The 26,012-nt window shown below is 71.0% G+C and carries 22 protein-coding genes; 8 read left to right on the top strand and 14 right to left on the bottom strand.

The window, feature by feature from the left end:
• Positions 1 to 90 precede the first annotated feature (90 nt).
• From AC07EG_RS38025 to AC07EG_RS38005, 5 genes are all read right to left on the bottom strand, one after another.
• Positions 91 to 1,140: a hypothetical protein gene (locus tag AC07EG_RS38025; protein WP_478258127.1), complete on the bottom strand. Its 1,050-nt coding sequence runs from the start codon at positions 1,138 to 1,140 to the stop codon at positions 91 to 93.
• A 151-nt stretch (positions 1,141 to 1,291) separates the two neighbouring features.
• A complete protein-coding gene (locus tag AC07EG_RS38020) occupies positions 1,292 to 2,452 on the bottom strand; it encodes a Gfo/Idh/MocA family protein (protein ID WP_478258126.1) in 1,161 nt (386 codons plus the stop codon).
• 43 nt (positions 2,453 to 2,495) lie between these two features.
• Positions 2,496 to 3,308, bottom strand: a complete 813-nt coding sequence (locus AC07EG_RS38015; RefSeq protein WP_478258125.1) for an ABC transporter ATP-binding protein — start codon at positions 3,306 to 3,308, stop codon at positions 2,496 to 2,498.
• Positions 3,309 to 3,316: 8 nt separating this feature from the next.
• Positions 3,317 to 4,336 (bottom strand): ABC transporter substrate-binding protein, encoded by a 1,020-nt coding sequence (locus tag AC07EG_RS38010; RefSeq protein WP_478258124.1) that lies wholly within the window; start codon positions 4,334 to 4,336, stop codon positions 3,317 to 3,319.
• 17 nt (positions 4,337 to 4,353) lie between these two features.
• The gene (locus tag AC07EG_RS38005) at positions 4,354 to 5,250 is read right to left on the bottom strand and encodes an ABC transporter permease (protein ID WP_478258123.1); all 897 of its coding nucleotides are present in this window, start codon (positions 5,248 to 5,250) and stop codon (positions 4,354 to 4,356) included.
• 127 nt (positions 5,251 to 5,377) lie between these two features.
• On the opposite strand from AC07EG_RS38005, the gene AC07EG_RS38000 reads away from it, so the two are divergent.
• The 4 genes from AC07EG_RS38000 to AC07EG_RS37985 all read left to right on the top strand — a co-directional run bounded on the left by AC07EG_RS38000 (position 5,378) and on the right by AC07EG_RS37985 (position 9,608).
• Positions 5,378 to 6,409 (top strand): LacI family DNA-binding transcriptional regulator, encoded by a 1,032-nt coding sequence (locus tag AC07EG_RS38000; protein ID WP_478258122.1) that lies wholly within the window; start codon positions 5,378 to 5,380, stop codon positions 6,407 to 6,409.
• Entirely contained in the window at positions 6,406 to 7,557 is a 1,152-nt protein-coding gene (locus AC07EG_RS37995) for a mandelate racemase/muconate lactonizing enzyme family protein (RefSeq protein ID WP_478258121.1), read from the top strand. The genes AC07EG_RS38000 and AC07EG_RS37995 overlap by 4 nt, the downstream gene beginning before the upstream one ends.
• 84 nt (positions 7,558 to 7,641) lie before the next feature.
• Positions 7,642 to 8,799, top strand: a complete 1,158-nt coding sequence (locus tag AC07EG_RS37990; protein ID WP_478258120.1) for a dihydrodipicolinate synthase family protein — start codon at positions 7,642 to 7,644, stop codon at positions 8,797 to 8,799.
• On the top strand, positions 8,799 to 9,608 hold the full coding sequence (locus tag AC07EG_RS37985; protein WP_478258119.1) for a sugar phosphate isomerase/epimerase family protein: 810 nt from the start codon (positions 8,799 to 8,801) through the stop codon (positions 9,606 to 9,608). The genes AC07EG_RS37990 and AC07EG_RS37985 overlap by 1 nt, the downstream gene beginning before the upstream one ends.
• 198 nt (positions 9,609 to 9,806) lie before the next feature.
• Here AC07EG_RS37985 and AC07EG_RS37980 read toward each other — a convergent pair whose 3' ends face one another.
• The 4 genes from AC07EG_RS37980 to AC07EG_RS37965 all read right to left on the bottom strand — a co-directional run bounded on the left by AC07EG_RS37980 (position 9,807) and on the right by AC07EG_RS37965 (position 13,431).
• On the bottom strand, positions 9,807 to 10,721 hold the full coding sequence (locus AC07EG_RS37980; protein ID WP_478258118.1) for an SMP-30/gluconolactonase/LRE family protein: 915 nt from the start codon (positions 10,719 to 10,721) through the stop codon (positions 9,807 to 9,809).
• Positions 10,722 to 10,732: 11 nt separating this feature from the next.
• Positions 10,733 to 11,395, bottom strand: a complete 663-nt coding sequence (locus AC07EG_RS37975) for a histidine phosphatase family protein (RefSeq protein WP_478258117.1) — start codon at positions 11,393 to 11,395, stop codon at positions 10,733 to 10,735.
• Entirely contained in the window at positions 11,395 to 12,147 is a 753-nt protein-coding gene (locus tag AC07EG_RS37970; RefSeq protein ID WP_478258116.1) for an SDR family oxidoreductase, read from the bottom strand. The genes AC07EG_RS37975 and AC07EG_RS37970 overlap by 1 nt, the downstream gene beginning before the upstream one ends.
• A 75-nt stretch (positions 12,148 to 12,222) precedes the next feature.
• Positions 12,223 to 13,431 carry a S8 family peptidase gene (locus AC07EG_RS37965; protein ID WP_478258115.1) on the bottom strand — a complete coding sequence of 403 codons (1,209 nt, stop codon included), beginning with the start codon at positions 13,429 to 13,431 and terminating at the stop codon, positions 12,223 to 12,225.
• Positions 13,432 to 13,660: 229 nt separating this feature from the next.
• On the opposite strand from AC07EG_RS37965, the gene AC07EG_RS37960 reads away from it, so the two are divergent.
• The gene (locus AC07EG_RS37960) at positions 13,661 to 14,536 is read left to right on the top strand and encodes a hypothetical protein (protein WP_478258114.1); all 876 of its coding nucleotides are present in this window, start codon (positions 13,661 to 13,663) and stop codon (positions 14,534 to 14,536) included.
• Positions 14,537 to 14,673: 137 nt separating this feature from the next.
• Here AC07EG_RS37960 and AC07EG_RS37955 read toward each other — a convergent pair whose 3' ends face one another.
• Positions 14,674 to 16,302: an acyl-CoA synthetase gene (locus AC07EG_RS37955; RefSeq protein WP_478258113.1), complete on the bottom strand. Its 1,629-nt coding sequence runs from the start codon at positions 16,300 to 16,302 to the stop codon at positions 14,674 to 14,676.
• A 132-nt stretch (positions 16,303 to 16,434) separates the two neighbouring features.
• On the opposite strand from AC07EG_RS37955, the gene AC07EG_RS37950 reads away from it, so the two are divergent.
• Positions 16,435 to 18,126, top strand: coding sequence for a bifunctional 3'-5' exonuclease/DNA polymerase (locus tag AC07EG_RS37950; RefSeq protein ID WP_478258112.1), 1,692 nt, complete (start codon positions 16,435 to 16,437; stop codon positions 18,124 to 18,126).
• Between the two features lie 168 nt (positions 18,127 to 18,294).
• Positions 18,295 to 18,468 carry a hypothetical protein gene (locus AC07EG_RS37945; protein WP_478258111.1) on the top strand — a complete coding sequence of 58 codons (174 nt, stop codon included), beginning with the start codon at positions 18,295 to 18,297 and terminating at the stop codon, positions 18,466 to 18,468.
• A gap of 138 nt (positions 18,469 to 18,606) precedes the next feature.
• Here AC07EG_RS37945 and AC07EG_RS37940 read toward each other — a convergent pair whose 3' ends face one another.
• Positions 18,607 to 19,032: a DUF3574 domain-containing protein gene (locus AC07EG_RS37940; protein WP_478258110.1), complete on the bottom strand. Its 426-nt coding sequence runs from the start codon at positions 19,030 to 19,032 to the stop codon at positions 18,607 to 18,609.
• Positions 19,033 to 19,047: 15 nt separating this feature from the next.
• Positions 19,048 to 22,953, bottom strand: coding sequence for an ATP-dependent RNA helicase HrpA (gene hrpA / locus AC07EG_RS37935; protein ID WP_478258109.1), 3,906 nt, complete (start codon positions 22,951 to 22,953; stop codon positions 19,048 to 19,050).
• A 94-nt stretch (positions 22,954 to 23,047) separates the two neighbouring features.
• On the opposite strand from hrpA, the gene AC07EG_RS37930 reads away from it, so the two are divergent.
• A complete protein-coding gene (locus AC07EG_RS37930; protein ID WP_478258108.1) occupies positions 23,048 to 23,713 on the top strand; it encodes a hypothetical protein in 666 nt (221 codons plus the stop codon).
• On the opposite strand, the gene AC07EG_RS37925 is transcribed toward AC07EG_RS37930, so the two are convergent.
• Both AC07EG_RS37925 and AC07EG_RS37920 read right to left on the bottom strand, forming a co-directional pair.
• Positions 23,660 to 24,820, bottom strand: coding sequence for a lactate 2-monooxygenase (locus AC07EG_RS37925; RefSeq protein WP_478258107.1), 1,161 nt, complete (start codon positions 24,818 to 24,820; stop codon positions 23,660 to 23,662). The two genes, AC07EG_RS37930 and AC07EG_RS37925, sit on opposite strands and share 54 nt — an antisense overlap.
• Positions 24,817 to 25,998, bottom strand: a complete 1,182-nt coding sequence (locus AC07EG_RS37920; RefSeq protein ID WP_478258106.1) for a cation:proton antiporter — start codon at positions 25,996 to 25,998, stop codon at positions 24,817 to 24,819. Before AC07EG_RS37920 ends, AC07EG_RS37925 begins: the two co-directional genes overlap by 4 nt.
• Positions 25,999 to 26,012: the final 14 nt, after the last annotated feature.

Below are 26,012 nucleotides of genomic sequence, written 5' to 3'. Positions count from 1 at the left end.
ATCGCAGCGAAGCCGTGGCACGGCACCTGGTGGGTGCCGTGCCACGGTTGGAGCTACTTCCCCAGCCCGGTCAGCGCGGTGTGGCTCGGATCAGAGCTGAGCGGGCCCAGCGACGGCGGCCGCGTTCTCGGCGGCGGAACGGCGCTGGTCGACCTTGGCCTGGGCCTCGGCCTCGGGGCTGACCGCGGCCGACCGGGCGGCGAACCCGGAAGCGGTGGCGGACAGGTTTTCGAACTGCCCGGAGACGGTGCCGCGAACGCGGTTGTCCGCTCCGGTCGGAGCCGGGGAGTTGCCCGTGCCGGCGAGGTTGCCCCGGATGATGTTGTTGCTCACGCGCACGTCGGCGGTGTTGTCGGAGATCGTGACGTTCCCGCCCCAGTAGCTGGCCTGCGTGCAGGCGATGACCGGGCCGTCGGCGCCGATCTGCAGGGTGTGCGAGTTGCCGGTGTAGGTGGCGTTGCCGTAGACCTCACCACCGCAGAACACCGAACCCAGCTCGGCACCGGTGACGCTGAGGTCGGCGCCGACCACCGAGTTGGTCAGGTCCAGGTAGGACACCCCGGTGCCGGTGACCGACTTGGCGAACTCGGAGTTCTCCGCGTAGACCTCACCGACGGTGGAGGTGAGGTCACCGGCCACCTCGGCACCGCTGAGGAAGGCGTAGGTGGAGCGCTCCGGGTGGGCCGCGGCGTTCACCGTGACCTTGCCGCCGACCGGGCCGCCGGACAGGAACGTGCCGTAGGCGTCGGTGAGGACCACGTCACCGGCGATCTTGGTGCCCTGGGCGTCGAAGAAGCCGTCGTCCTGCACGGCCACGCCACCGTCGAAGGTGCCGCCGGTGACGACCAGGTTCGCACCCGGCTCCACGGTGACCGAGCCGGTGACTCTGGTGCCGTCCAGCACGCACGACTTGCCGGTGGCCACGCGCAGCTCGCCCGGCACGGTCACCGCGCCACCGCTGCCCTCGCAGAAGGTGACAAAACCGGCGCTGGCCGGGGTGGCCAGCGCGACCAGGCCCAGGCTGGAGCTGGCGGCAGCCAGGGTGAGCGCGGCCAGCGACTTGCTGCGCGAGGGACGGGCGCGGCGCGCTCCTTTGAGGGCGGTGGCGGGAGACGGGAGGGCACGACTGAGACCGAACATGGGGACCTCTTCCGTTTCAGCGTCGTTTTAGTTCCGGTTGAGTGCTATTCAAGAATTCGAAAAGAAAGCGCTATCAGTTACCCCTGTAAGACATTAGATTCGGATGCCTTGAAGTCAATCGAGCATTCGGGGCAACAGACCCACGCAATACCTACAGCCTCAAATCCGGAACGTCAAGACGCCTGCCCTCACGCCAGGCCCGTAATCCCAGTTCAGCGAGCTGGACCCCGCGTGCGCCGGCGAGGAAATCCCAGGGGAATTCTTCACCCGAAACCACGTGCTTCAGGAAAAGCTCCCACTGAACCTTGAATCCGTTGTCGAACTGTTCGTTGTCCGGGACCTCCTGCCACTGGGCGCGGAAGTCCTCCCCGGCGGGCAGGTCCGGGTTCCACACCGGCTTCGGCGTCATCGAGCGGTGCTGCACGCGGCAGCGCCGGAGCCCGGCCACCGCACTGCCCTCGGTACCGTCCACCTGGAACTCGACCAGCTCGTCGCGGAACACCCTGGTCGCCCAGGACGAGTTGACCTGGGCGATGATGCCGCCGTCGAGCTCGAAGATGCCGTAGGCCGCGTCGTCCGCGGTGGCGGTGTAGGGCCGTCCCGCCTCGTCGACCCGCCGCGGGATGTGCGTGGCGCCCTGGCACTGGACGGTCCGCACGCCGGCGAAGACCTCCTCCAGCACGTACCGCCAATGACAAAACATGTCCACGATGATTCCGCCGCCGTCTTCGGCGCGGTAGTTCCAGGACGGCCGCTGCGCCTCCTGCCAGTCGCCTTCGAACACCCAGTAACCGAACTCACCACGCACCGACAGGATCTGCCCGAAGAATCCGCCGTCGACGAGCCGCTTCAGTTTGCGCAAACCGGGCAGGAAGAGCTTGTCCTGGACCACCCCGGCCTTGACCCCGGCGTCGCGGGCCAGCCGGGCCAGCTCCAGCGCGCCCCCGGTGTGCTCGGCGGTCGGCTTCTCGGTGTAGACGTGCTTGCCCGCGGCGATGGCCTTCTTGATGGCGTCCGCCCGCGCGCTGGTCACCTGGGCGTCGAAGTAGATCTCGGTGCCGGGCAGGGCCAGCGCCTCGTCCAGGTCGGTGGTCCACCGGTCGATGCCGTGGTCCTTGGCGATCAAGGCCAGCTTCGCCTCGCTGCGCCCGACCAGGATCGGCTCGGGGACCAGCACGGCGCCGCCGTCGAGCCGGAGCCCGCCCTGCTCGCGGATGGCCAGGATGGACCGCAGCAGGTGCTGCCGGTAGCCCATCCGGCCGGTCACGCCGTTCATCACGATCCCGATCGACCGCTGTTCAATCCCGGCCATCAGCCAGCCCTTTCCGGAACTTCGAAACTTCGAGGTGGGGTGCTCAGTCGGCCGCGGCGGCCGAACCGAGGTGGTCGCGGATCACCCGGGTCGCCCGCGCGAACTCCGGTTCCGCCATGGTCTGGGCGTAGTCGCGCTCGACCGGCAGGTCCACGTCGACCACGCCGGCGATGGTGCCGGGGCGCGCGGTCATCATCACCACGCGGTCGGCCAGGTAGACCGCCTCCGCGATGGAGTGCGTGACCAGCAGGATGGTGGTGCCGGTCTCCTGCCAGATGCGCCGCAGCTCGACGTTCATCTGCTCCCTGGTCAGCGCGTCCAGCGCGCCGAAGGGCTCGTCCATCAGCAGCACGGGCGGGCGGTGCAGCAGTGCGCGGCACAGCGCCACGCGCTGCTGCATGCCCCCGGAGAGTTCGTGCGGGTAGGCGTCCTCGAACCCGGCCAGGCCGGTCATCTGGATCAGCTCGTCCGCCCGGCGCCGCGCCGCGTCCGGTGCCATCTTGCGCATCTCCGCCTGCAGCAGGATGTTCTTGCGGGCCGAGCGCCACTCCAGCAGCGCCGCCCGCTGGAACACGTAGCCGATGTCGCGGCGCGGCCCGGTGACCTCCGCGCCGAGCACGCGCACCCCGCCGGTCGACGGTCTGAGCAGGCCGGACGCCAGCTTCAGCAGCGTCGACTTGCCGCAGCCGGAGGGGCCGACGATGGCGACGAACTCACCCGGCTCCACCTGCAGCGACACCTCGTGCAGTGCGGTGACGTCCCGCTTCTTGGTGCGGAAGCGGACCGCGACGTCGGTCAGCTCGACCGCGTGCGAGGTGCCCGTCGAGGTGATCGGGGTGGCTTCAGCCGTGCTCATGTCGTCCGTCATCCCTTCGGGGCGAGCCCGCCGTCCCAGTACGCACTGGGCTCCTCGGCCTGCTGGATCACACCGGCGCCGGCGAAGATCTCGATGGTCCTCCGCCAGTCGGCCTCGTCGTTGACCCCGGGCGCCTTGCCCTGCGTCGCCGGGGTGTTCAGCAGTTCCAGCGTCTTGGCGAACTGCTCGGTCAGCACCGCCTTCGACGGCAGCTGCTCCGAGGAGCCCTGCATCGCGTCCACCGCCGCGGCCTGGTCGCCCTTGGCCGCGGTCCAGGCCTCGCTCGACGCGGCGACCATGCGCTGCACCAGGTCCTTGCGCTCGCTCAGCGTCTTCTGCGAGGTGAGCAGGCCGTTGGAGTAGAAGCTCAGCCCGTGCTCGGCGAAGCGGAGGTAGGAGACCTGCTTGCCCGCCTTCTCCTGCATGGTCGGGCCCTGGTCGGTGGCGTAGCCGAGCAGCGCGTCGGTCTGGCCGGACATGACCGCGGCCATCTTGCCCGCGGCGTCGGTGTTCTGCAGGGTCACGTCGCCCTCGGCGAGCCCGTTCGCCTTGAGGAAGGCGGGAAAGGTCTTGCTCAGCGCGTCACCGGCGGTGCTGGCGATCTTCTTGCCCTTGAGGTCGGCCGGTGAGGCGATTCCCTTTTCCGAGAAGAACTGCACCGAAGAAGGCGTGGTCTGGAGGAAAACGCCGATGCTCTTGACCTTCATGCCCTGTCCGACACCGGCCAGCACGGCCGGGGTGTCGGCCCAGCCGAAATCGGTCTGGTCGGCCGCGGTCGCCTGCACGGTTTTCTGCGAACCCTGCCCGGCGCGGATTTCCAGGTCGATCCCGTGCTTTTCGAAGATCTTCTTGTTCTTGCCGTAGTAGAACGGGGCGTGTTCGCCGTACGGGTACCAGTTCAGCGTGAGCGTGACCTTGTCCAGCGCCTTCCCGTCGGCACTGGTGGACTGCGGCGTTTCCGAGCCACCGCAACCGGTGGCCAGCAGCAGCACCGCGGCGGCTCCCGCGGCGAGAGCGCGGAGTTTCATCTGTTCACGCCTCTTCTCTACAGCGTTGTAGTGACGTTGTCGGCACGGCGGCTCGCGTGCCACGGCAGCACGAGCGCCTCCAGCCATTCCACGACCAGGAAGAGCAGCACACCCATCAGCGAAATGATCACCAGGCCGGCGAACAGCGTCGGGGTGTCGAAGTTGCCGTTGGCCTGCTGGATGATGAAACCGAGCCCTTGTTCGGACCCGACGAACTCACCCACCACGGCCCCGGTCACCGCCATCGTGGCGGCCACCTTCAGCCCGGAGAACAGGTGCGGCAGCGATGCCGGGAACCGGATCTTCCAGAACGTCTGCCACGGTTTGGCCCCCATGGTGGCGGACAGTTCCAGCATTTCCGGGTCGATCGACTTCAGGCCGGTGACCATCGAGATGACCACCGGGAAGAAGGCCATCAGCACCGCGACGATCACCTTCGGGCCGAGCCCGAAACCCAGCCACACCACGAAGAGCGGGGCAACGGCGATCTTCGGGATCACTTGGGCGAACAGCAGCAGCGGGTACAGGCTCTTCTCGATGGTCGACGAGTACACCATCACCACCGCCGCGAACACGCCGATCACCGTGGCGATCACGAAACCCAGCAGCGTTTCGTAGGTGGTGGTCCAGGCGTGGTCGAGGAAGTAGCCGGGTTTGGCGAAGATCGTTTCGAGGGTGACCCCCGGCGAAGCGACCTCGTAGGGTTCCACCAGTTCCGCCGCGGTGATCGCCCACCAGCCGGCGAACAGCAGTGCCAGCAACACGAACGGGCGCCACGAGCGCTCCAGGAAGCGGGCGAAGCGATCGCCCGCGCCGGGCCTCGCCCGTTCGGTGACGCCGCCCGGTGAATCCGCTGTGTTCTCCGTGTTCTTCTTCGGCTGCCCGAGTCCCTCGGTCGGGGTTCGCGTGACCATGACCCTCCGTCCTGCGACCGACACCCGAAGGTGCGTTTCCCGGCCCTGAATGCGCTTTCTGAATGCGCTTTCAGGTAGAGTATGCACACCTGCCAGACCGGTCAAGGATTCGTTGAGGGGAGCCGTGATGAACGGTCGTCCGCACGTCACGCTCGAGGACGTGGCCCGCGCCGCCGAGGTTTCCCTCGCGACCGCGTCCCGAGCGCTGAACGGCACCACGAAGGTGCGCGCCGACCTGCGGGAACGCGTGGTCGCGGCGGCGGAGAAGCTGGCCTACACGCCGAACGCGCACGCGCAGGCGCTGGCCGGGGCCTCCCACCGCACGGTCGGTGTCATCTGCCACGACGTGAGCGACCCGTACTTCGCCGGCATCGCCCGCGGGGTGATGCGCGTGGCCGGGGACAACGGGCTGCTGGTGATGCTGGCCAGCACGTTCCGCGACCCGCAGAAGGAAATCGCGTACGTGTCCATGCTCCGGGCGCAGCGGGCCTCGGCGATCCTGCTGATCGGGTCCGGCTTCGAGGACCGGGCGTGGGAGAAGGCGCTCGCCGCCGAGATCGACCCGTACCGCCGCGGTGGCGGGCAGGTCGCCGTGGTCAGCAGGCACCGCAGCCTGCGGGTGGACACCGTGCAACCGGAGAACCGCGAGGGCGCCACCGCGCTGGCGAAGGCCCTGCTGGCCCAGGGGCACCGGCGGTTCGCCGTGCTGACCGGGCCCCGGGCACTGACCACAGTGGTCGATCGCCTCGGCGGTTTCCGCGACGGCCTGGCCGAAGCCGGGATCGAACTCGCCGAACGCGACATCGTCGAGGCGCCGTTCACCCGCGACGGCGGTTACGAGGCGATGAACGAGCTGATCGGGCGCGGGCTGGACACCGGCTGCGTGTTCGCGGTGACCGACGTGATGGCCATCGGCGCGCTCACCGCGTTGCGCGAGGCCGGCATCTCGGTGCCCGGCCAGGTGTCGCTGGCCGGGTTCGACGACATCCCGGTGGTGCGCGACCTCGACCCGCCGCTGACCACGGTGGCGCTGCCGCTGGAGGAACTCGGCGAAAGGGCGATGGAGCTGGCCATCAAGGGCACCCGGAGCACACGCAGCCGCATCCTGCGGTTGTCCGGCGAGGTGGTCCTGCGCTCGAGCACGGCGGCGCGGCGGTGAAGGGCCTGGTGGTCGAGCGGGTCGAGACCTTCGCCGTGGCGCTGCCGACGCTGCGTTCGTTCGGCGTCGCCGGTGGTGCGGTCGCGGTGGCCGGGCGGCCGAGCGTGCGGGTGCTGGTCAAGGTCAGCGCGGACGGCGTGAGCGGCTGGGGTGAGGCGACGCCCATTCCGGCGTGGACCTACGAGACCGCCGAATCGATCGTGTCCACCATCGACCGCTACCTGGCGCCCGCGATCCTCGGCCGGCCGTGCTGGGACCTCGACGGGGTGACCGGGGCGTTCGACCGGGCGGTCAACCGCGGTTTCTCGATCGGTGCGCCGCTGGCGAAGTCCGCTGTGGACGTGGCGTTGCACGACCTGCTGGGGCGGGCGCTCGGGGTGCCGGTCGGGGTGCTGTGGGGGCAGCGCCGGACCGAGGAGATCGAGCTGGGCTGGATGGTTTCCGGGCAGTCCCCCGGCGAGGTGGCCGAGCGGGTCGCCGAGGGCCGTGAGGCCGGGTACCGCGCGTTCAAGGTGAAGATCGGGCTGCACGACGAGGACCTCGACGTGGTCAGGGCCGTGCGGGAGTCGGCGGGCCCCGGCGCGCCGCTGTGGGTGGACGCGAACCAGGCGTACGCGGTCGACGAAGCCGTGCGGATCTCCCGCGTTTTGTCCGAGTTGGACGTGCACGCCTTCGAGCAGCCGTTGCCCGCCAACGACGTGGTCGGCCTCGGGCGGCTCCGGGCCGGATCCGCGGTGCCGGTCGCGCTGGACGAGAGCCTGCGGCACCCGAGCGATCTGGCCACCTTCGTGAAACTGGGTGCGGTGGACGTGGCGATCGCGAAGGTGCAGCGCAGCGGCGGGTTGACGCTGTCGCGCCGGTTGTGCGCGCTGGCCGAGGACAGCGGGGTGCGGTTGATGGGGTCCGGGCTGACCGATTCGGACCTGGGGCTGGCCGCCTCGCTGCACCTGTTCGCCGCGTTCGGCATCGGCACCCCGGTCGACCTGAACGGCCGCCAGTTCGTCGGATCCGCTTACGCCACCGGGGAAACCGTGCGGGTCGACGGCGGGACGGCCCACGTGCCCACCGGGCCGGGGCTCGGGGTGGAGGTCGACGAACGGGTGGTGCGGGAGCTGTCCGTGGACGTGTTGCGCGCAGGAGTGCCCTGACGGCCCCTTGTCGTTCCGCGCGATTTTGCCTACCTTGTTGAGACAGCGATGAGAAAGCGCTTTCACCATCACGGGAGTCCGCCGATGAGCCCACTGCTGTTGCCCACGCGCGAGCGGACGCTCGAGCCCTTCTCCCCCACCGGCCGGACCACCCCGCTGCCGTCGCCTTCGCCGAGCACGTCGCGGGTGGCCTACGCGGCCGCGCACGTGGTCGCCGATCCGCTGGCCGCCGGTGACCCGTCGGCCGAGGTGGCCGTCGACTGGGACACCACGCTGCGCTTCCGGCACCACTTGTGGAACTGCGGGCTGGGCGTGGCCGAGGCGATGGACACCGCCCAGCGCGGCATGGGCCTGGACTGGACCGCCACGCAGGAACTCATCCGGCGCACCGGCGAGCAGGCGCGGGCGACGGGCGGGCGCTGGTGCGCCGGGGTCGGCACCGACCAGCTGCCCCCCGGACCGGCCTCGCTGGACGCCGTGGCCGAAGCGTGGCGAGAGCAGTTGGCGCTGGTCAGCGCGGCGGGCGCGGTGCCGGTGATCATGGCGAGCCGGGCGCTGGCAGCGGTGGCGAAGGGCCCGGAGGACTACCACGAGGCGTATGGCCGGGTGCTCGCCGACGCCGACGGGCCGGTGCTGCTGCACTGGCTCGGCGAGCAGTTCGACCCGGCGCTGGCCGGTTACTGGGGCCACGCCGACGTCCGCGACGCCGCCGTCGAACTGGCGAAGCTGTGCGCGGAACACGCGTCCGCCATCGCCGGGGTGAAGGTCTCCGTGCTGGACGCGGCGGTCGAGACCGATTTCCGGCGGTCCCTGCCCGCGGGGGTCTCCTGCTACACCGGCGACGACTTCAACTACCCGGAGCTGATCGCGGGCGACGAGCAGGGGCACAGCGAAGCGCTCCTGGGCATCTTCGACCCCATCGCGGGGGTGGCCGGTGCCGCGTTGCACCGCCTCGACTCCGGTGACACCGCGGGGTTCCGCGAATTGCTCGACCCGACCGTGGCGCTGTCGCGGGAGATCTTCCGTGCCCCGACCCCGCACTACAAGGTGGGCGTGGTGTTCCTGGCTTACCTGATGGGGCACCAGGACCACTTCCGGATGATCGGCGGACTGGAGTCGGCGCGCTCGATCGTGCACCTGTCCGACGTGCTGCGCCTGGCCGACGCCGCGGGGGTGCTGGCGGACCCGGACCTCGCGGTGGCGCGCATGCGCTCGGTGCTGACCGTGGCGGGGGTCGCCTGATGGACCGGTTGAGCCTGAACCAGATCACCACGAACTCGTGGTCGCTGCCGGAGGCCGTGCGCGGCTGCGCCGAAGCGGGCGTGGGCTGGATCGCCTGCTGGCGGGACAAGGTCGCCGAGGTCGGCGTGGACGAGGCCGCGCGGCTGGTCAAGGCCCACGGGTTGCGGGTTTCCTCGTTGTGCCGCGGTGGTTTCTTCACCGGCGTGCGGCCGGACGGGTCCGCTGTGGACGGTGTCGCGGACACACGGGTGGCCATCGACGAGGCCGCGAGACTGGGTGCCGAGGTGCTGGTGCTGGTGGTCGGCGGCATCGCGGGCAACGACCTGGTGCGGTCACGGCGGATGGTCGCCCAGGCGGTGGAGGAACTGGTGCCGCTCGCCCTGGACCGCGGGGTGCGGCTGGGCCTGGAGCCGCTGCACCCGATGCAGTGCGCCGAGCGCTCGGTCCTGTCCACCTTGGACCAGGCACTGGCGATCGCCGAGCCGTACCCGGCCGAGGCGGTCGGTGTGGTGGTGGACGAGTTCCACGTCTGGTGGGACCCGCGCATCGAGGACCTGATCGCGAAGGCGGCCGGGCGGATCGCCGGTTTCCACGTGTGCGACCAGCTGGTCCCGCTGACCGACACGCTGATGGGCCGGGCGCTGCCGGGGGACGGCCCGATCGACCACCGGCGGCTGCGGTCCTGCGTCGAAGCCGCCGGTTACCACGGCCCGATCGAGGTGGAGGTGTTCAACTCGGAGCTGTGGGCGCGGCCGGGCGCCGAGGTGCTGGCCGAAACCATCGAGGCGTACCGGGAGCACGTCGCCTGACACCGGAAGCCGTTCTTCCTCGGGGATCACCGCACCGGCTCGAGGTCGTCTGCTGCTCCTGGCTTCGGCGTCACGCGGGTGTCCACCACGAGGCGGGGGTTGGTGCTCTGGGTGGTGAGCACAGCGGAGCCGTCCGCGATGTCCCCACCGCCCGGAGCGCCCGGCCCCGCGCCGACCTCGGTTACCAGCCGCGCGTGGCTACAGCGAGGTGACCGCGATCGCCCGTTCCTCCAGGCTGCCCAGGTACAGCAGCCCGTCCCGCTCCCGGATGCCGGTGGCCAGGTGGAAACCGGGGATCTCCCCGCGGAAGGCGTGCACCACCTTGCCGTCGACGGTGATGCCGAGCGCCCCCGTGGTCCGCGCGGGCGAGGGTTGCAGGCCGGTCGGCAGCCGCCGGACGCCGAGGCGCAGCGGGCCGGGCAGCCGCCGGACCAGGTCGAGCGCGGGCACCCGCGGACTGGCCTGGGTGATCCAGATGAGCCCGTCGCTGCCGGTGGAGATGTTGTCCGGGTAACCGTCGAGGTCCGCGGCCAGCAGGTCCTGGCGGCCCGAACCGTCCAGCCAGTACCGCCGCACGGCGAACGCGCCGGTCTCGGCCACCGCCACGAACGACTCGTCGGGCGCCAGCGCGACCCCGTTGGCGAACTGCAGCCCCTCGCCGACCAGCGAAATGGTGCCGTCGGGGGCCCGGCGCAGCAGCCTGCCGCCGGCGTGCTGCTCGATCAGGTCCTCCCGCCAGGCGGACAGCGGGAAGCGGTCCGAGGAGTCGGAGAAGTAGATGGTGCCGTCGGTGGCCACCGCGGCGTTGTTGCAGACCAGGATCGGCCTGCCCAGCGCCGAGGTGGCCAGCGCCTTCGTCGCCCCCGACGCCGGCGAGACCAGCAGCAGGCCGCGGGAGGCGTCGCAGACCAGCAGGTCGTCGCCGTACAACTCCAGGCCGAGCGGGCGGCCGCCGGTGTCGGCGACCAGGTCGATCCGGCGTCCGTCCTCGGACACCCGGATGATCCGGCCGTCGTCGAACCCGGTGTAGACCGCCCCGCCGGCGTCCACCACCACGTCCTCCGGACCGTGCCCGTTCACCGGGATCACGCGCACCTGGCCGAACGGTTTCATGCGGAACTCCTTCAGCGGTAGGTCAGCAGGGCTTCGGCTTCCCCCGAGAAGTGGGCGTGCTCGTTGAACGAGAGCAGGCTGATCCCGCCGCGTCCGGAGACGAGCTTGGTGATGCCGCCGTTGACCGTGACCCGGTTGAACCGCACCAGTCCGGCTTCCGGGGTGCCGGTCAGCGCACCGCACAGCACCGCGATCACCCCGCCCGAGGTGAACACCACGCCATCCTGCCCCTTGCCGAGCGAACCGGCCAGGTCCGCGAGCGCACCGGAGACCCGGTGGAAGAACGCGGGCCAGCTCTCCGCGCACGGGCTGCCGTCCCCGGCGCGCACCCAGTCGTCCAGTGCCCGGTCCAGCGCTGCCTGGAAGGCCCGCGGATCGGCGCTGTCCTGCGAAATCCCGCCGCCGTGGTGCTTGGCGATGTCCACGTGGTCGTACTCGTTCCAGCGCGGGTCCTCACCGATCTCCGGTGGGCCGCCCAGCACCTCCAGCGCACTCGCCGCCGTCGCCCGCTGCCGCGCCAGTGAACCGCAGCGCGCCTGGGCGAAGGCCAACCCGCGGCGCGCCAGCTCGCCGCCGACCACCTCGGACTGCCGGACGCCGAGTTCGGAGAGGCGGTCGTAGTCCGCCGCGCCGAACGACGCCTGCCCGTGCCGGACCAGGTAGATCGCCCCCATCAGGCGAACCGCCGCAGGACCGGGATCGGCGCGAACCGCACGACCAGGCTCAGCGGCAACCAGGGGAAGGCCGGTACGAAGGCCCTCGCCGGTTCGCGTTCGATGGCCCGGACCATCGCCAGCGCCCCCGCTTCCGCACCGGTCTGCAGCGGGTTCCGGCCTTCCTTGCGCGCGCTCATCTCCGATTCGATGTACCCGGGCAGCAGCGTGGTCACCTTGATCGGCTTGCCCGCCACGTCCGCCCGGATGCCGTCGGCCAGCGCGGACAGCCCGGCCTTGGAGGCGGCGTAGGCGGTCAGGTTCTTCGGCAGGCCGCGCAGCGCGCTGAACGAGGAGACGAAGACGAGGTGGCCGGCGCCCTGGTCGCGGAAGATGGCCATGCTCGCCTCGGCCTGCGCGAGCGCGGCCACGAAGTTGGTCTCCAGGGTCTGCTTGTTGGCGTCGAACCGGCCGGTGCCGATCGGCTGGCCCTTGCCGAGACCGGCGTTGACGATGATCCGGTCGAGCGTGCCGAACTCCTCGCGGAACCCGTCGAACACCTCGAACACCCGGTCGTGGTCGTTGACGTCGAGCGCCTCGGTCAGCACGGTCACGCCGTGCCTGCTCCGCAGCTCGGCGGCCAGCGCGTCCAGCCGGCCGGTCCGGCGCGCGCACAGCGCCAGATCCCGCCCGCGAGCGGCGAACTGCCTGGCCATGCCCTCGCCGAGGCCGGAGCTGGCACCGGTGATCAGGATCCTCTTCCGCACGGTCATGCCCCATACCGTACTAGCAAGTAACAAGCGGGGCCCGGCACGAACGCCGGGCCCCGCTCGGGGGTCAGCTCCGGCTCACTCGCCGGTGTAGAGCAGCTTGTTCGGCGTGCCGGAACCCGGGTTGGTGATCTTGTCCGGGGTGGCCGCGCCGGTCAGCGCCTCGGCGACCTGGGCCGGGGTGGCCGAGGTGTTCGCCGACAGGTACAGCGCCGCGGCGCCCACCACGTGCGGGGTGGCCATCGAGGTGCCGCTGATGGTGTTCTCGGCGCCGTCGTTCCAGGCCGAGGTGATGTCCGTGCCCGGGGCGTAGATGTCGACGACCGAGCCGAAGTTCGAGAAGCTCGACTGCCCGTCCTGGTCGTCGCTGGAGGCCACGGTGATGGCTTCCTCGACGCGGGCCGGCGAGTAACCGCTGGCGTCGGCCGAGTCGTTGCCCGCCGCGACCGCGAAGGTCACGCCCTTGCCGATGGCGCCCTGGACCGCGGCGTCGAGCGCCTCGTCCGGGCCGCCACCCAGGCTCATGTTCGCCACGGACGGGCCGCTGGCGTTCTCGGCCACCCAGTCGATGCCGGCGACGACCTGCTCGGTGGTGCCGCTGCCGTTGTCGTCGAGCACCCGGACCGGCACGATCTTGACGCCCTTGGCCAGGCCGTACTCCTTGCCGCCGATGGTGCCCGCCACGTGCGTGCCGTGGCCGTTGCCGTCGGACGGGTCGTTGTCGTCGTCGATCAGGTCCGCGCCACCGGACACGCGGCCCTCGAAGGTCGGGTGGTCGGCCAGCACCCCGGTGTCGACCACGTAGGCGGTGACGTTGTCGGCGGTGGTGTCGTAGTTGTAGGCGTCGTCCAGCGGAAGGTCCTTCTGGTCCACCCGGTCCAGGCCCCACGACGGCGGGTTCTGCTGGGTCTCGGTGGCGTGCACCGTCTTGTTCTGCGAGACGAAGGCGACCTTCGAGTCGGCGGCCAGCTGCTTGGCCTCGGCCTCGGTGGCCTTGACCGAGAAGCCTTCGAGCGCCGAGCTGTAGGTCCGGCCGACCTCGGCGCCGTACTGCGAAGCCAGGGTCTGCGCCTGGGTGCTCACCGCCGCCTTGACGTCGCCGCCGGCCTGCGTGCTCTTCAGCACGACGAGGTAGCTGTCCGCGACGGCGTTGGCGTCGTTGGCGCCGAGGATCTGGCCTTCAGCCGCCTGCACGGGGGCCGCGGTGAAAGCGGCGACCGCCGCCGTGATGCCCGCGGCGGCGACACCAGCCGTGGTCCCGCGCCGAAGCTTCCGAGAGTTCGCCATGAGCTGCCTTTCTCGTTCCCGACCTGGTTGCGTGGCAGCCATGCAATCCCGGCGGCCGAGGCCCCGGCAATGATTCACAGTTACCAGTACTGGGCCGTTCACCCGTATGTGGCTACTCCGTTCGGAGTATAGTTTAGCACGAAGCTACCAACCGGAGTCGTTACAGATCACTGCTAATGTTGTCCCTATCGTTACCGACGAGTAGCCGGAGTCTGGGGGCGGGAATCGGGTGAACGAGGAGCCGAACGCTTTCGCCACCGCGCTGCGGGGAGCCATTTCGGTCAGCGGCCTGAGCCTGGACCGCGTGCAGGCCCGATTGCAGTCGCGCGGGGTTTCGGTCAGCGTGACCGCGCTCAGTTACTGGCAGTCCGGAAAGCGGCAGCCGGAACGGGCCAGTTCCATTTCCGCGGTGCGGGTGCTGGAGGAGGTGCTGGAGCTGACCAGCGGCGCCCTGCTGGGCCTGCTCCCGCCGCCCCGGCCGCGTGGTGCGTCGTCGCGCCGGGGCCGCTCCGTGCCCAGTCCGGCACAGACCGTGCTGCAGCCGATGCTGGCGCGCATCGGCGCGCCCCACGCCCTCGAAGGGCAGCAGCCCCTCAAGCTCGTCGGCCTGCACGACCACTGTGCGGTGTCGGAGGATGACGGTCAGCGGGTGGTCACCGCGCGGGCGGTGTTCCAGGCCACCGCGGACGGGCAGGACCGGTGGCTGCTGGTGCACGACCAGGGGCAGCCGGCCGCTCCCGAACTGACCGCCCTGCGCAACTGCCACGTCGGCCAGGTCGAGGTGGATCCCGAGCACGGGCTGACCGTCGCGGAACTGCTGTTCGACCGGCCCATCGACCGCGGTGAGACGCAGCTGATCGAGTACTCCGTGGTCGACGAGGGACCGCCGCGGGTGCAGTTCCGCGAATTCCACCGGCCGGTGCGCGAATACCTGCTGGAAGTGCGTTTCGAGAAGGACAATGCACCGGACAAGTGCTGGCAGTACACCCGGCGGAACGCCGGCGGGCCCGAAGCCCGCCGGGAACTGAAAATCGACGACGCGAACGCGGTCCACGCGGTCGCCCTCGACTTCGGCCCCGGCGTCTTCGGCATCGAGTGGACCTGACCTACTAAAGTATTGGCTTCGCCTCCGGCGAAGCGGCGAGGTCGCTCTTGAGCCGATCATCGGAGCACGCCGTGCCGCTGGGCGGCCCGACGCCCCACTCCGATGACCGGCGCGACCTCGCGGTGAGGCGAGGGCAGCTATTTCAGCGCTGACCGGAGCACCTTGCCGGTCGCGTTGCGCGGCAGCTCGCCGAGGAACTCCACCTCGCGCGGCACCTTGTACCGCGCCAGGTTCGCCTTCACGTACGCCCGGATCTCCTCTTCGCCCAGGTCAGCACCCTGAGCCGGGACCACGAACGCCTTGAGGCGCTGGCCGAACTCCTCGTCGTCCACCCCGATCACCGCGGCCTCAACCACGTCTTCGCGTTCGACGAGCAGGTTCTCCACTTCGATCGGGAAGACGTTCTCACCACCCGAGACGATCATCTCGTCATCGCGCCCGTCGATGAACAGCAGGCCGTTCTCGTCGAAGTGCCCGACATCACCGCTGGACAGCAGGCCGTCGATGATTTCCTTGTGCCTGCCGTCGGTGTAGCCGGTGAAGCTGAGGCCGCTGCCGACGAACACCCGCCCGGTCACCCCCGGCTCGGTGATCCGCCGCCCGTTCTCGTCGTAGAGCGCCACCTTGCAGCCGACCGGCGCCCGGCCGACCGTGCCCGGCGCCCGGCGCCAGTCCTCCGGGGTGGCCACCGTGGCCACCGCGACCTCGGTGGAGCCGTAGAGGTTGTGCACCACGTCGCCGAACAGCTTGGTCGCGCGGTTGCCGAGGTCCGGCGAGAGCGCCGAACCGGCGACGAAGATGATGCGCAGCGACGAGGTGTCGTACCGGCCGATCACCTCCGGGCCGAGGTCGACGATCCGCTGCAGCATGGTCGGCACCACCACCAGCGCGGTGCACCGGTGCTCGGCGATCCCGCGCAGCGTGGCTTCCGGGTCGAACTTGCGGCGCAGCACCACCTTCGAGCCGAGCGCGAAGGACAGGATGGACTGCGAGAGGCCGGTGGCGTGGAACATCGGCGCGGCCAGGAAGGTGCTCTCCCCCACGCGCAGCGGGACGCGGTCGAGCAGCTGCGCCGAGTCGAGCCCGGAGATCTTCGGCCGCGGTGCCCCCTTCGGCGTGCCGGTGGTGCCGCTGGTCAGCAGCACGAACCCGCCGGGCTTGGCCGGGGCGGGCAGCGGGCGGTCGTCGGTGCCGGCGATCAGCTCGTCGAGCACCGGCACGTCCTGGCTCCTGGCGCCCTCGGTCCAGGCGAGGTACCGGTCGCCTTCGGCGACGTCCACGCCGTCGAGCAGCTCGGTGAACTCCTCGTCGTAGACCAGCGCCTTGACCCGCTCGCGGCGGGCCACGTCGGTCAGCTGCGGTTTGGCGAACCCGGTGTTCATCAGCAGCAGGCGGGCGCCGAGCTTGCCGGTGGCCAGCGTGGCGAGCACCAGGCCGCGGTGGTCGCGGCAGAGCGCGGCGACCATGGTGCCGACCCCGATGCCGCGGTCCGCCCAGGCCCTGGCCAGTGCGTTCGACCGGTCGTCGAGCTGTTTGAAGGTGAGCGGGCCCAGTTCGTCGACCAGGCCGACCGCGCTCGGGTCGCGGCGGGCGGAGATGTGGTTGGCCCCGGCGAACGGGCCGAACTTGCGCACCGCGACCAGCGACCGCAGCCCTTCGTCGAGCCGGGGGAAGGGGACGAGGCCGGCCTGCCACAGCACCCCGACGCTCCGCGCCGTGTCCGTCACCTTGGTGACCAGCTCGGAAACAGTGGTCGGGTATCTCATCCGGGCACCTCCGTTGCTGCAGCGGCCGAGATTTGCCATACCGTCGGTATGCGCAGTTCGACAGTATTCGGCGCGCCGCGCCCTTGTCGAGGGGATCGGTTTCTGTCGGTGGTGAGGCGCACAATATTCGGCGTGCACATGTTGGTGGCGGACGAAGGAGAGGGGAAGTTCTCGCTGCGTGAACGCGGCTCGGCCGAACCGGCCGAAGTGGACGCGGCCGGGCTGGCCGAGCGCGTCGCCGAGCTGGAGCGGGCGCACCGGCCGCGCTGGGTGTTCCCGGCGGCCGACCAGGTGTACCCGGTGCTGCTGCGGGCCGGGGTGCGGGTGGCGCGCGGGCACGACCTGTCCCTGGTCGAAGGGCTGCTGCTGGCGGCGGAGGGCCGGTCGGGCGAGCCGAAGGGGCTGGCCGGGGCGTGGGCGCGGCTGCACGGGCTGGAGCCGCCACCCGATCCCCCGCCACCGCACGAGTCGGCGCAGGAGGCGTTGTTCGACCCGCGCGGGTCCGGGCTGCCGCCGGGCACGCGGGCGGTCGACGCGGCGGAGGCGGTGCTCGACGCGCAGGAGCGCCGGATCGCGGCGACCCCGCACCCGGAGCGGTTCCGGCTGCTGACCGCGGCCGAGTCGGCGAGCGGGCTGGCCGCCGCCGAGATGGCGCACGACGGGCTGCCGTGGCGCGCCGACGTGCACGACGAGCTGCTCACCGAACTGCTCGGCCCGCGGGTTCCGGCCGGGCAGCGGCCGCGGCGGCTGGTGGAGCTGGTGGAGGAGATCAGCGCGGCCTTCGGCGGCCGGGCGGTCAACCCGGACCACCCGCCGGGTGTGGTGAAGGCGTTCGCGCACGCGGGCATCGACGTGCCGTCGGCACGGGCGCACGTGCTGCGGCGGATCGACCACCCGGCGGTGGCGCCGCTGCTGGAGTACAAGGAACTGGCGCGGCTGCACTCGGCCACCGGGTGGGCGTGGCTGGACACGTGGGTGCGGGGGAACCGGTTCCGGCCGGTGTGGGTGGTCGGCGGGGTGGTGTCGGGGCGGTGGGCCAGCGGCGGGGGTGCCGCGCTGCAGATCCCGCGGACGCTGCGGGTGTGCGTGCGGGCGGATCCGGGGTGGAAGCTGGTGGTCGCCGACGCGGCGCAGCTGGAGCCGCGGGTGCTGACCGCGTTGTCCGGGGATCGCCGCCTGGCCGAGGTGTCCGGGGCGACGGACCTGTACACCAGCCTGGCCGAGGCCATGTTCGCCGGTGGCCGGACCGTGCCGGGCCCGCGCACCGGCGACCTGGACGACCGCGGCCGGGCGAAGATCGCCATGCTGTCGGCGATGTACGGCGGCACCTCCGGGGAGGCGGGCCCGCTGCTGGCCCTGCTGCGCCAGCGCTTCCCGGCGGCGGTGTCCTATGTGGAACACGCCGCGGTGGCGGGCGAACGCGGTGAACGCGTGGTCTCGCGCCTCGGCCGGACCTCACCGGCCCCGTCGGCCGCCTGGCGCGCCCTCACCGGTGACGCCTCCGGCTCCGCCGACGCCCGAGCCCTGCGCGCCGCCCGCGACTGGGGGCGGTTCACGCGGAACTTCGTCGTGCAGGCCAGCGCCGCGGACTGGACGGCCGTGCTGATCGCCACCCTGCGGCTGAGCCTGCCCGCCCCGGCGCACCTGGTCTTCTTCCAGCACGACGAGGTCATCGTGCACACCCCCGCGGAGCTGGCGGCGGAGGTGGAGCGCCGCATCACCGAGGCCGTCGAAACGACTTCGGCGCTGGTCTTCGGCGCTTCCTGCCCGGTCCACTTCCCCCTCCACATCGCCACCGTCGACAGCTACGCCGACGCCAAGTGACCGCGCTGGGCCGGGCCCCGGTTCGCTGAGCCGCCTGGCCGCGCGATGCGGGGTTTGCGGTAGAGGAGATTCGCGCGAGCTGCTTCGGGGCGTGGGCGTCCAGCAGGAGGGCGAACCGATGACGGCTTCGACGGTGATCGCCACGTCACCACGCGACAGCACATCGGCGTGGCAGGCGGCCTGGTCACCGCGGCGGCCAGCGCGCGCAGCTCGGCCGCCCGGCCGACCAGCACCACCGGGCCGTGCTCCCGCACCCGGCGCACCACGTCGATCACGTGCGCCACCCCGTCGGCGAAGGTGACGCCCGCCATCGCCGAAGGTGCCCTGGTCGACCGCGAGTGAACGGTGCCCGAGCAACGCCAGTTCACGCTGGACGCCGGTCCACGACGCGCCGCTGGAGCCGTGCACGAGTACGAAGGTCATGGCAACGATGCTCGTCACCCCGGCCGCGTCGCACCCTCCCCGACCTTCGGGTTCTGCTCAGAAGGAGACCTTCTCCACGCTGTCGGTGCGCAGCACGGATTCCTGCTCGTAGTAGCGCTTGTAGTCCTCGCGGATCTCCTGGATCTCACCGTTGGCGGCCCGGTCGCCCACCGGGTAGAGCAGGATGAGCACGTACGACCGCTCCTTGACGATCTGCCCGCTCGCATCGCGCCACTGGCCGTTGCCTTCGAGGCGGGTGAGGCCGTCCGGGAACGCCGGGGTGACCTCCTTGTCCACGAAGACCTCGAACTCGGCGGGCGTGACCTCCGAACCGTCCGGCTTCACCGAGCCGAAGTACAACTCGGTGCGCTTGTACGCGTCACCCGGCACCCCGGCCGAGGACGACGAGGGCCCGGCCGCGGCCACTCCCCCGCCGACTCCGGCCGCCAGCGCGACCGCCGCCACCGCGATCAGCTTCTTCATGTCCGCTCCCCTGCCTCAGGCGGGGACCACCGCGTCGTCCATGGCGCGCAGCACCCGCTTCACCGATACCGGATAAGCGGTGCGCAGCGTCTGGGCGAAGAAGCTGACCCGGAGCTCCTCGATCATCCAGCGCACGTCCCGCAGTGCCGCCGAGGATGTCCCACGGGGTTGCGCGTCCACAAGGGATCGGTACTCGTCTCTCAGCCAGTGGACTTCACGCAGGCGCTCGACGTCGCGGGCGGGATCGCTGGGCAGCTTGTCCAGCCGCCGCTCGATCGCCCGCAGGTAACGCACCAGGTCCGGCAGGCGCGCCGACCCGGTGGCGGTGACGAACCCGGGGAACACCAGCTCACCGAGCTGCTCGCGGATGTCGGCGAGCGACTCCGCCAGCGCCGGGCCGCGCACCTCGGCCAGCCGCGTCTCCACGTCGATCGAGGCCCGCAGCACCTGCTCCACGTCGGCGAGCACCCGCACCACCGTGGCGTTCAACCCGGCCCGCACCCGCTGCAGCAGCACGGCGAAGCCGGCCTCGTCCCAGGTGGGCCCGCCGCCGGCGGCCATCAGCTCGTCGATCGCGCAGTTGACGCAGTCCTCCAGCAGCGCCGCCACGCTGCCGTGCGGATTCCGGTTGAGCACCAGCTTCGCCTGGTTGCCCAGGTTCCGGTTGATGAACTTCATCGGCGACGGCACGTTGAGCCGCAACAGCTTCCGCGTGCCGAGCCACATCGAGTGCGCCTGCTCGGCCGGTGTCTCCAGCATCCGGACGGCGACCGTCTCACCCTCGTCCACCAGCGCCGGGTACGCCTTGACCTCGAGTCCGCGCTGCTTGCGCTCGAACACCTTCGGCACCTCGCCGAACGCGGGCGAGCTGACCGCGCGCTCCACGTTGTCGGCGGCCTTCGAGATCGACGCCCGCAGCTCGCCGGTCAGCCGCTGCCGCAGCGCTTCGAGATCCTTGCCCTCGGCGAGGGTCTTCTTGCCGTCGACCACCCGGAAGGTGACCTTGAGGTGTTCCGGCACGGTGCCGAGCTGCCAGGAGTCCGGCGGGATCGGCACCCCGCGCAACGCCTCCAGCTCGTCGGCCAGCACGTCGAGCAGCGGGCCGTCGGCCGGGCCGACCCGCGACAGCGCCAGCTTCGCGGTGTCCGGGGCGGGCACGAAGTTGCGGCGGATCGGCTTCGGCAGCGACTTGATCAACGCGGTGACCAGTTCCTCGCGCAGGCCGGGCACCTGCCAGTCGAAACCGTCGGCGGTGACCTGGTTCAGCACCGGCAGCGGCACGTGCGCGGTCACGCCGTCGGCGTCGGTGCCCGGCTCGAACTGGTAGGTCAGCTTCAGCCGGATGCCGTCGGGTGTGGTCCAGGTGTCCGGGTAGTCGGCGGCGCTGACGTCCCCGGCGGTGGCGTTGATCAGCATCGACTTCTCGAAGCTGAGCAGGTCGGGCTGCTCGCGCCGGGTCTTCTTCCACCAGGTGTCGAAGTGGCGGGCGGAGACCACCTCGGCACCGAGGCGCTGGTCGTAGAACTCGAACAGGGTCTGGTCGTCGACCAGGATGTCGCGGCGGCGGGCCCGGTGCTCGAGGTCCTCGACCTCGGCGAGCAGCGCCCGGTTCTCGTGGAAGAACCGGTGGTTGGTCTGCCAGTCGCCCTCGACCAGCGCGTTGCGGATGAACAGGTCGCGGGACAGCTCCGGATCGATGCGCCCGTAGTTCACCCGGCGGTCGGCCACCAGCGGCACGCCGTAGAGGGTGACCTTCTCCAGCGCCACCACCGCGCCCTGCTTGCGCTCCCAGTGCGGCTCGGAGTAGGTGCGCTTGACCACGTGCGCGGCCAGCGGCTCCACCCAGTCCGGCTCGATGCGGGCGTTGACCCGGCCCCACAGCCGCGAGGTCTCCACCAGTTCCGCGGACATCACCAGGCGCGGCTGCTTCTTGAACAACGCCGAACCGGGGAAGACGGAGAACCGCGCGCCCCTGGCACCGAGGTAGTCGCCCTTGGCGGGGTCCTTGAGGCCGATGTGCGAGAGCAGTCCGGAGATCAGCGCGGTGTGCACCTGCTGCGGGTCGGCGTCGGTGGTGTTCGGGGTGACCCCGAGCTGCTTGGTCAGCCGCCGCAGCTGGCTGTGCACGTCCTGCCACTCGCGCACGCGCAGGTAGTTGAGGAACTCCGCCTTGCACAGCTTGCGGAACTGGTTGCCGGACAGCTCGCGCTGCTGCTCGTGCAGGTAGTTCCACAGGTTGAGGTAGGCGAGGAAGTCCGAGGTCTTGTCGGCGAACCGGGCGTGCTTCTCGCCCGCCGCCTGCTGCTTGTCCGCCGGGCGCTCGCGCGGGTCCTGGATGGACAGCGCGGAGGCGATCACCAGCACCTCGCGCACGCAGCCGAGCTTCGCCGCCTCCAGCACCATGCGGCCGAGCCGCGGGTCCACCGGGAGCTGGGCGAGCTTGCGGCCGACGTCGGTGAGCCGGTCCCCGACCTCGGTCGCCGAGGCGGTGGAAGCACTGAAAGCGCCGAGTTCCTGGAGCAGGTTCACGCCGTCGGTGATCTGGCGGCGGTCCGGCGGCTCGACGAACGGGAAGGCGGCGATGTCGCCGAGGCCGAGCGAGGTCATCTGCAGGATGACCGAGGCGAGGTTGGTGCGCAGGATCTCCGGGTCGGTGAACTCCGGCCGGGCGAGGAAGTCGTCCTCGGAGTACAGCCGGATGCAGATGCCGTCCGAGGTGCGCCCGCAGCGGCCCTTGCGCTGGTTGGCCGACGCCTGCGAAATCGCTTCGATCGGCAGCCGCTGCACCTTGGTGCGGTGGCTGTACCGGGAGATGCGCGCGGTGCCCGGGTCGACCACGTACTTGATGCCCGGCACGGTCAGCGAGGTCTCGGCGACGTTGGTGGCCAGCACCACCCGGCGCCCGGTGTGCCGCTGGAACACCCGGTGCTGCTCGGCCGAGGACAACCGCGCGTACAGCGGCAGGATCTCGGTCCCCCGGAGGTCCTGTTTGGACAGTGCGTCGGCGGTGTCGCGGATCTCGCGCTCCCCGGAGAGGAACACCAGGATGTCGCCCGGCCCCTCGGCGGACAGCTCGGCGACCGCGTCCGAGATCGCCGAGATCTGGTCGCGGTCGGCATCGGGGGCATCAGCGTCGTCGGGGTCGGTGATCGGCCGGTACCGCACCTCGACCGGATAGGTGCGGCCGGAGACCTCGACGATCGGGGCGTCGTCGAAGTGCCGCGAGAACCGCTCCGGGTCGATGGTGGCCGAGGTGATGATCACCTTGAGGTCGGGGCGGCGCGGCAGCAGCTGCTTGAGGTAACCGAGGATGAAGTCGATGTTGAGGCTGCGTTCGTGCGCCTCGTCGATGATCAGCGTGTCGTACTGCCGGAGCATCCGGTCGCCCTGGATCTCGGCCAGCAGGATGCCGTCGGTCATCAGCTTCACCAGGGTGTTCTCGTCCCCCTGGTCGGTGAAGCGCACCTTGTAGCCGACGGTCTCGCCGACCTGGCTGCGCAGCTCTTCGGCGATGCGCTCGGCCACCGTGCGCGCGGCCAGCCGCCGCGGTTGCGTGTGCCCGATCTGGCCGAGCACCCCGCGGCCGAGTTCCAGGCAGATCTTCGGCAGCTGCGTGGTCTTGCCCGACCCGGTCTCCCCCGCCACGATCACCACCTGGTGGTCGCGGATGGCCGCGGCGATGTCGTCCTTGCGCTGGCTGACCGGCAGCTCCGCCGGGTACTCCACCTCCGGCACCGCGGCCCGGCGACCGGCCACGCGCTGCTCGGCGGCGGTGATGTCCGCCTCGATGCGGGCCGCGACCGCTTCGAGGTCACGCGCCTTGCGGGCACCTTCGAGCCGCCGCCGCAGCCGGGCCCGGTCGCGCGGCATCAGTTCCGGCAGGCGGGACCGGAGGCCATCGAGGGGGGTTTTCGCAGACATACGGCATCAAGAATACCGCCGGGTGATCGCCGTTGCCGCCGAATTACCGCGTCCCGTGACCCAGCGCACGGCCGAGGCAATACCCTTGTCGGCCGTGACCGGTGAAACGCTCCCTCGCTGGCAGCCCCGCCTGCCCGGCCTGATCGCCGTGGTGGCGGGGCTGGTGCTGGCCGCGACCGCCTCCGCCGGGCCCTGGGTGACCGCGGAACTGACCAGGCAGAACGCGCCCGGGATCACCTCGAAGATCGAGGGCAGGATCGAAGTGAGCTGGGGGCTCAGGGGCCTGCCCGAGGTCACCGAGGTCGCCGGGCCCAGCGCGGCGAACGCGGACGCGGCCTCGCTCGCCTCGGTCTACCAGAGCGCGATCGAGCGCGAACCCGCACCGGAACTGGATTCGGGGCCCGGTTTCATCCTCGACTCCCTGCTCACCATGCTCGGCCTGACCGCGGCCGGGATCGGTGCCTTCCGGGTGTTCGGCGCGGGCAGCCGGGCGCTCTACCGCGGGGTCGCCGCCGCCGGTGCGGCAGGTGTGGTGACCAGCGTGGTGCTCGGTGACATGGCTGTCTCCTCGCTGTACTGGTACCTGGTCGACCTGCCGACCGGCGTGTGGCCCGCCACCACCTACCACACCGACGTCGCCTGCGTGCTGGCGATTTCGGCGGGTGTGGTGCTGTGCCTGGCCGGCTGGCTGGGGGCCCGCCGCCCGCTAGGCCCGCGCGAGCACCTCGGCGCCGAGCGCGGCGACGTCGGCGTTGCCTGACAGCCCCATGGTCATGTCGAAGTCGGCGAGCAGGCCGCGCAGCACGTGCCGCACGCCGTCCTCACCGGCGTGCGCCAGGCCGTAGACGTACGGGCGGCCCAGCAGCACCGCCTTCGCCCCGAGCGCCAGCGCCTTGACCACGTCGGCGCCGGTGCGCACGCCCGAGTCGAACAGCACCTCGATCCGGTCGCCGACGGCGGCGGCGATGCCGGGCAGCGCGTCCAGCGAGGCGATCGCGCCGTCGACCTGGCGGCCGCCGTGGTTGGACACCACGATGCCGTCCATGCCCGCGTCCACCGCCTTCCGCGCGTCGTCGGGGTGCTGGATGCCCTTGAGCACGATCGGGCCGTCCCAGTGCTCGCGCAGGAAGGTCAGCTGCTCCCAGGTGCGGTCGCTGCCGGTGATCAGCGAGATCCAGCGCAGGATGGCCGAGGGCGGGTCCTCCTCCGGGGTCTTCTCCAGCAGCGCGCGGAACGCCGGGTCGGTGAACGGCACGGCCATGCCCTCGCCGCCGAGGAAGGGCAGGTACGCCTGGTCGAGGTCGGCCGGGCGCCAGGCCAGCGTCCAGGTGTCCAGGGTGACCACCAGCACCGTGTACCCCGCCTTCTTCGCCCTGGCCAGGATGCTGGCGCAGACGTCGGGGTCGCCGGGCCAGTACAGCTGGAACCAGCGCGGGCCGGCGCCGTTCGCCGCGGCGACCTCTTCGATGGAGGTGGACGAGGCGGTGGACAGGATCATCGGCACCCCCAGCGACGCCGCCGCCCGCGCGGTGGCCAGTTCGGCATCGGGGTGCACGATCGACTGCACGCCGATCGGCGCGAGCACCACGGGCGCGGGCAGCTCGGTGCCCAGCACCGACGTCGACAGCTGCCGGTCGGTGGCGCCGGTCAGCATGCGCGGCACGATCCGCCAGCGGTCGAACGCCTCGCGGTTGGCGCGCACGGTGGCCGCCGAGCCCGCGCCACCGGCGACGTAGGCGTACGGCCCCGGGTCGAGCAGGTGTGACGCCGACTCCTCCAGCTTGGTCGGATCGGTGGAGAACAGCGGCTTCGCGCCGCCGAGCCCCTGAAGGTAGATCTCGTTCTGGTAGCCGCCGAACCGGGTCACCGCTGCCTCCTCGTCTTCACTGGCAGCAGCCTACGGGTGAGCCACTCCGAACGGATCACCGCGAGCGGGCCGATGATCGCCAGCAGCAGCACGTAACCGGCGATGAACGGGGCGACCCTGGCGTCCAGTCCGGCCGCGGTGGCCATGGTGGCCAGCACCAGGGAGAACTCGCCGCGGGTGAGCACGGTCAGCCCGACGTTGACCCCCTGCTGGCGGTCGAAGGAGTGCAGTCTGGCGGCGAACGCCCCGGCCGCCAGGTTCAGCACCACGGTCAGCGCCACCGCGACCAGCACCGGTACCACCACCGTGCCGACCGCCCGCGGGTCGATGCTCAGGCCGAAGATGAAGAAGAACAACGCGCCGAAGGCGTCCCGCAGCGGCAGCACCAGCTGGTGGATGCGCGGGGCGGCCTTCGAGCCACCGAGCATCATGCCGACCATGAACGCGCCGATCGCGTCGGACACGCCGACCTCCTCGGCCAGCGCCGCCCCCAGCACGGCGACCCCGACGAAGCAGACGGTGAGCAGTTCGTCGTCGGCGGAGCCGAACAGCTTCGACACCACGCGCCCGCCCCAGCGCGCGAGCGCGGCCAGCACCAGCAGGAAGGCGAACGCCTTGCCGAAGTCGGCGAGCGCGGCGAGGAAGTCGTCGGCACCGCTGAGCACGGGCTGCAGCAGGGCGAGGTAGAGCGCGAGGAAGACGTCCTCGATCACGATGATGCCCATGGTCAGGCGGGACTCGGGATTGTTCATCCGGCGGGTTTCCAGCAGCAGCTTGGTCACGATCGCCGAGGACGAGATGCCGATGGCACCGGCGATCACCAGTGCCTCCCTGGTGCCCCAGCCGAGCGCGAAGCCGAAGGCGAGCCCGCCGCCGATGTTCAGCACCAGGTAACCGATCCCGGCGCCGACCAGCTTCTTCCCACCGGCCAGCAGGTCGTCCAGGGAGAACTCCAGGCCGAGGTAGAACAACAGGAAGACCAGGCCGAGCCCGGCCAGCACGGACAGCTCCCCCGGGTCGTCCACCAGTGACAGCCCGGGGGTGTTGGGGCCGAACAGGAAACCGGCCAGCATGAACAGGGGGATGGTGGGCAGCCCGATCCGGGCGCCGAGGCGGGCGAGCAGGCCGGCGGCGAGGAAGGCACCGCCGACCGCGAGCAGGGCATGACCGGTGGCCATGGGGAACTCCTTTG

This window comes from Amycolatopsis sp. NPDC045836 (assembly GCF_056431745.1).
The sequence above is the reverse complement of the archived record's forward strand: the minus strand, read 5'-3'. Positions and strand labels throughout refer to the sequence as shown.